At 51.2% G+C, this 484-nt stretch carries 1 rRNA gene (running past one end of the window); it reads right to left on the bottom strand.

From position 1 onward, the window contains the following. Positions 1 to 484: ribosomal RNA gene (locus ACOTXR_RS25100) — 23S ribosomal RNA — on the bottom strand; its annotated part runs 235 nt beyond the window's last position; the annotation flags it as partial.

Genomic DNA, 484 nt, shown 5'->3' with positions numbered 1-484 from the left:
ACCTAAATAGCTTTCGGGGAGAACCAGCTATCTCCCGGTTTGATTGGCCTTTCACCCCCAGCCACAGGTCATCCGCTAATTTTTCAACATTAGTCGGTTCGGTCCTCCAGTTAGTGTTACCCAACCTTCAACCTGCCCATGGCTAGATCACCGGGTTTCGGGTCTATACCCTGCAACTTAACGCCCAGTTAAGACTCGGTTTCCCTTCGGCTCCCCTATACGGTTAACCTTGCTACAGAATATAAGTCGCTGACCCATTATACAAAAGGTACGCAGTCACCCCATAAAGAGGCTCCCACTGCTTGTACGTACACGGTTTCAGGTTCTTTTTCACTCCCCTCGCCGGGGTTCTTTTCGCCTTTCCCTCACGGTACTGGTTCACTATCGGTCAGTCAGGAGTATTTAGCCTTGGAGGATGGTCCCCCCATATTCAGACAGGATACCACGTGTCCCGCCCTACTCTTCGAGTTCACAACCTGTGTGC

It is taken from the genome of Enterobacter cloacae complex sp. IR53030, from assembly GCF_049238365.1.
Taxonomy (GTDB): Bacteria; Pseudomonadota; Gammaproteobacteria; order Enterobacterales; family Enterobacteriaceae; genus Enterobacter; species Enterobacter kobei.
The sequence above is the reverse complement of the archived record's forward strand: the minus strand, read 5'-3'. Positions and strand labels throughout refer to the sequence as shown.